This window comes from Mycobacterium sp. 29Ha (genome assembly GCF_032883055.1).
Taxonomy (GTDB): Bacteria; Actinomycetota; Actinomycetes; order Mycobacteriales; family Mycobacteriaceae; genus Mycobacterium; species Mycobacterium gallinarum.
On record NZ_JAMQTI010000055.1, the window covers coordinates 1 to 5774 of the forward strand.

The window sequence follows — 5774 nt, forward strand, 5'->3', positions numbered from 1 at the left end:
CGATCGGCGGATCGTCTCCGTCCAGGTCCACGTCGGGGTTCAGGTAGCGCAGCACGCCATAGGTCAAACCATCGGCGAGGGACAAAAGGTGCTCTTTGGCGTCCTTGATCATCGCGCCTAGTGCGGGCTCACCGGCCACCACCTGCTCCCACGACAGACCACCCACGGTCAATGACACCGGATACTTGGCGGTGAACCAGCCCACGGTGCGCGACAGGTCGACGTCGGAGCGCAACTCCTCGTGGCGTCCGTGACCCTCCACGCCGATGCCGATCGGCGCGTCATGGCAGCCCAAGAACTCGGCTGTCGCCAGCCCAAACGCGATCAGCAAGATGTCATGGACGCCGGTATGAAATGCGGCAGGCACCTCTCCGAGCAGCATCCGGGTCGTCTCGGCATCCAATTCCGACGACAGGTGCTCGGCGCTGACATAGGTATCCGTGTCAGGGCGCACCGCAGGCAGCGCGGCCGGTGCCGCCGCCACCCGCCGCCACAGCTCGGCTTGCTCTACGACTTGTGGTTCATGCGCATACTCCGCCAGCAGCGCCGCCCAACGGGCAAACGACGTCCCACCCGCAGGCAGAACCGGCGCCTGCCCACCTCGATGTTGAGCCCAGGCGAGATTGAGATCGTCCAGCAAGACCCGCCATGAAACTCCATCGACCGCCAGATGGTGAATGATTAGCGCCAATTGGCTTGTGGCGGTTGACCACAACGCGCTCAGCATCACCCCGCCGGTCGGGTTCAGCCGCGACCGCGCCTCCACCAGCACTTCATCGGACAGCGTCTCCACCGACTGCAGATACCCGCCCGCATCCACCGAGCCCACCTCGGGGACGGTCAACGACCACACACCGGAGCCGTCGTCATCGACTCGTGCCCGTAGCATGCCGTGCCGATCAAGCAAGGCCTGTAACAGCACCACCACATCGGCCTCAGCCACACCAGCGGGGGCCTCGACCACCACCGTCTGATTGAACTGGTCGACCGGACCGTTCACGTTCTGCAGCCAGCGCATGATCGGAGTGGGCACCACCGACCCGACACCCTCGTCGATCACGACTCCTGCGGTGGCGGACAGCTCGGCAACACCGGCCAGGCGGGCCACGGACTGCTCGATGAAAATGTCGCGGGGCCTACACCGCACACCGACCGCCCGCGCCCGCGCCGCTACCTGCATCGACAGAATGCTGTCGCCGCCCAGCTCGAAGAACGAGTCGTCAACCCCGACGCGCTCAATGCCGAGGACCTGGGCGTAAATGCCAGCCAGGATCTCTTCGACCGCATTGGCCGGGGCGCGGTAGCGGTCAGAATCCTGGTAATCCGGCGCAGGTAGGGCGCGCCTATCGAGTTTTCCGTTGACCGTCAGCGGCAGTGTTTCGATCACCACCACCGCGGCCGGAACCATATAACCCGGAAGCCGCTCGGCCAGCGTCGCGCGGATACCAGCCGGATCCGCGGTCCCGACTACGTACCCCACCAGTCGCTTGTCGCCGGGACGGTCCTCGCGGGCGATCACCACCGCCTGCTCCACCCCATCGCATGCGGCTAGGGCCGCCTGCACCTCACCTAGCTCGATGCGATACCCGCGGATCTTGACCTGGTCATCGGCGCGGCCCAGATACTCCAGCTGCCCGTTGGCGAGCCATCGCACCAAATCGCCGGTGCGATACATCCGTGTTCCCGACCCACCGAACGGACACGCCAGAAATCGCGACGCCGACAACCCTGGGCGTCCTACATACCCGACCGCTAATTGGGTACCGGCCACATACAACTCACCGACCGCCCCCACCGAAACCGGGCGCAACCACTTGTCCAACACGAAAAACGCCGCCGTCGACACCGGCGTACCGATCGGCGGAGCTGCACCAGAGCCCGTCTTCAGCGGCTCACTGAACGCCACCCACATTGTGGCCTCGGTCGGACCGTACTGATTTATCACCATCCGCCCGTCGGCCCACCGGTCCACCACCTCAGCCGGGCACGCCTCACCACCGACCAGCAGGGCCGCCGAGGGCACATCTTCAGGCGACAGCATCCCTACTGCGGACGGCGTCTGACCTAAAACACTGACCTCTTCATTGACCAGCAGGGCGTGGAAGTCGTCCGGTGAGCTGGCCACCAACTCGGACACCACCACCAGCCGACCGCCGTGCAGAAGGGCCCCGAAGATCTCGAATCCGGAGATGTCGAAGCTATAGGAATGCCACTGCGACCACACTTGCTGCGGTCCCACAGGAAGACCGGAATCGCCCATCGATTCCATCAACTGGGTGACGTTGTGGTGGGTAATGGCCACCCCCTTAGGCACACCGGTGGTGCCTGAGGTGTAGATGATGTAGGCGATATCGTCAGGCGCAGGCACCGATAAGGCCGTGCTGGGCTGGGTGCCAATGCGTGGGTCGTCGACGTCAATGACCAACAAGTCGCACCCATTCAGCGCGTCGGCCAGCCCGTTCGTGGTGATCGCCGCGACTGGGGCGGCATCGGTAACCATGAATTCCACCCGGTTCGCCGGCTGCGCGGGGTCGATCGGCAGGTATGCCGCACCGGTCTTCAGAACTGCCAAGATCGCCACGATCGCTTCAGCCGAGCGCGAAAACAGCAGCGCGACAGACTTTCCCGGGCCTACCCCTTCAGCAACCAGCAGATGCGCCAACCGGTTGGCGGCCTCGTCCAGCTCGCGGTAGGTCATCGAACGGTGGTCAAAGGTCAGAGCCAGGGCCTCGGGTGTGCGCGTCACCTGCTCGGCGAACACCGAGGGAATAGACCCCGACATGCTCGGGGGCCGAGTCAGTATCGCCCGGTTGCCCCACTCATCCAACTGGTCGTGCTCGCCGCCATCCAGCAGATCGATCGAAAGCAACCGCCGCGCAGGGCCAGCGGTCACGACCGCCGCTCCAGGTCGGCGGTGATGACCGCCAAGACCCGTTGTAACCGCTCGATGAGCGCTTTGATTCTGGCAGAGTCAAACACTTCGGTGTCGAATTCTAGGCGAAGGGTCAGTTCGGTGCCGGGGATGGCTTGCAGCGCGAGTGGGTAGTGGTTGAATTCGCGGTTGCTGAACCCGGTCATCGCCAACCCGTCGTCTCCCAACGGCATGGCGGTATCGATTGGATAGTTTTCATACATGAACAGGGTGTCGAACAATTGTTCGTGCCCACTCACGCGATGAATTTCGCGCAGTGCCAAGTGCTGGTGCTCGAGTGTGTCATTGTGAGCGCTTTGCAGTTGCTCGAGCAGATCGGCGATGGTGGTTGCCGGCGTGATATTCGCGCGCACCGGGACGGTGTTGATCAACAAACCCACGATCGAGTCCGCACCCGCCACCCCCGTCGGCCGACCCGATACCGTGACGCCGAAAACGACATCATGCTGGCCCGTCAGCCCGGTCAGCAGCAGCGCCCAGGCGCCCTGCAACACAGTGCTGACCGTGGTCTGGCATGAGCGCGCCAGCTCGGTGAGGGCCTCTGTGGTCTCCTCCGACACCCGTACCGTTTCGGCGCTTCGCATCCCGGGCTCGAAACCTCCCCGCGGGCGTACCAACGCGGGAGTGTCGAAACCAGCCAGCGCCTCACGCCAAGCCGCGCGGGCGGCTTCCCGGTCTCGATCGGCCAGCCAGGTCACAAACCTGCGATACGGCACCGCCGCGGGTAAACGCAGTCCTTGATAGCTGGCGAAAATTTCCTGAAGCAGAATCGACAGCGACCAACCATCCATCACAATGTGGTGATTGGTGAGCACAATCCGGTGTCGGTCCGGTGCGGTGCGAATCAAGGCCACCCGAAATGCTGACTGAGCGGCCAGGTCCAAGACCGCGGCGCGTTCAGCAGCGCACGCCCGTTGGATCTGCTCATCCACATCGACGCCACCTGCGGCGTCCAGCTCGATGTACCGCCACTCCGCCACCGGATCGGCGGGGATGATCTGGATCGGTTCGTCGAACTGTTCGCAGAATTGGGCTGCCAGGTTGGGATGGCGGTTGACCACCGCTTGCACCGCATCACGCAGGCGATGCTGGTCGAGGGGGCCGCTCAACGAGATCTCCAGCTGCACGGCATAGACATCACTCAGATCGACTGAGTCCCGTGCGGTGCTCGTGTGGAACAGCAGACCCTGCTGCACAGGGGTCAACGGCAGCACATCAGCGATCGGGTATTCCCGGCACAGCTCGTCGATTTGATGCTGGCTGAGTCTTGCCGGCGCGATGTCCGATGGCGTCAAGCCGCCGCCACCCGCTCGTACATACGCGCAAATCCCTGCCAGCGCGTCAAACCACAACCTGCTGAGCCGAGCAACTTGTGCCTGATCAAGCGCCGAACGAGCCCACGTCCAGTTGGATTGCAAGCGCGGGCCCGAATCGCTATCAACGGTGACAGCGTTGAGGTCCACTGTGTGCGTCAACGCCAGCGGAATCGCCGCCGCGACAGCACTGGCCGATGACAAGTCAGCTTGGTCAATCCGCCACAGATCATTGGAAAATTCAGAGGTCGGGCCTCCCAGACGGCCCAAGTAGTTGAACCCGATCTGCGGAGGGACGCCGTCGAGGTCCACGTCGGGGTTCAAGTACTGCAACAGACCGTGCGTCAGACCATCGGGCAGCGCCCGGAGCTGTTCCTTGGCATCCTTGATTACGGCACCCAGTGCCGGTTCACCCGCGATCACCTGCGCCCACGGCAGCCCACCGATAGTCAACGACACCGGATATTTAGTGGTGAACCACCCCACCGTACGTGCCAAGTCCACATCGTCGGCCAACTCGTCCGCGCGTCCGTGGCCCTCCACATCAACACCGATCGGCGTGCCGTCCGTGCCCAACAACTCGGCCAGCGCCAACCCGAGCCCGATCAGCAAAACATCTTGCACACCAGCGTGGAACGCCGCGGGCACCTCGCCTAGGAGCAGTCGGGTGGTCTCGACATCCAATTCGATCGACATCTGCCCAGCAGTGGCGTAGGTATCCAGTTCAGGTTGAGGCGCCGGCAAGACCGCCGGAACTGCCGCTACTCGTCGCCAGGCGTTGGCATGGGCGGCCACCGCTGGATCGAGTGCATGCTCAGCGAGCAACCTCGACCATCGAGCAAACGAAGTGCCGCCCGCCGGCAGGACGATCGGCTGCCCAGCGCGATGCTGGCCCCATGCGATGTTCAAGTCTTCCAACAAGATTCGCCACGACACTCCGTCGACTGCCAGATGATGAATGAGCAGCGCCAGCTGACCCGTCTCAGTTGCCCAGACCGCCGACAGCATTTCCCCGGCCGCCGGATTCAGCTGCGACCGCGCGCTCACCAAGATCACGTCGGATAACGCATCGACTGTCTGTACGAACTTGCCTACGTCGACCGAACCAGGCTCGGGCACCGTTAACGCCCACCCGTCGGCACCATCGTCATCTGCGCGCAGCCGCAGCATCGCGTGCTGATCCAGCAGCGCCTGTAACACCACCACCACATCGGCTTGGGTCACGCCTGTCGGCGCTTGCAACACCACAGTCTGGTTGAACTGATCAACAGGGCCTTCCGTACCCCGCAGCCAACGCATGATCGGAGTCGCGACCACGTCTCCGACACCCTCATCGATCACCCCCGCCGCACCGTTGGTCACCCATGCCACCCGGGCCAATCCAGCGACGGTCTGCTCGACAAAAACATCACGCGGCCGACACACGACTCCCGCCATACGGGCGTGGGCCACCACTTGCATAGACAGAATGCTGTCCCCGCCGAGTTCGAAGAACGAATCATCGACCCCGACCCGCTCCAAACCCAGAA

Annotated in this window: 2 protein-coding genes; both read right to left on the reverse strand. The window is 63.6% G+C overall.

What is annotated here, in order from left to right; all coding sequences use genetic code 11:
* The coding region (locus M1248_RS33015; RefSeq protein ID WP_317150906.1) for an amino acid adenylation domain-containing protein at nucleotides 1–2893 on the reverse strand (2893 nt) is incomplete at its 3' end.
* A partial coding sequence (locus tag M1248_RS33020) for a condensation domain-containing protein (protein ID WP_317150907.1) occupies nucleotides 2890–5774 on the reverse strand: 2885 nt, incomplete at its 5' end. The genes M1248_RS33015 and M1248_RS33020, both read right to left, overlap by 4 nt.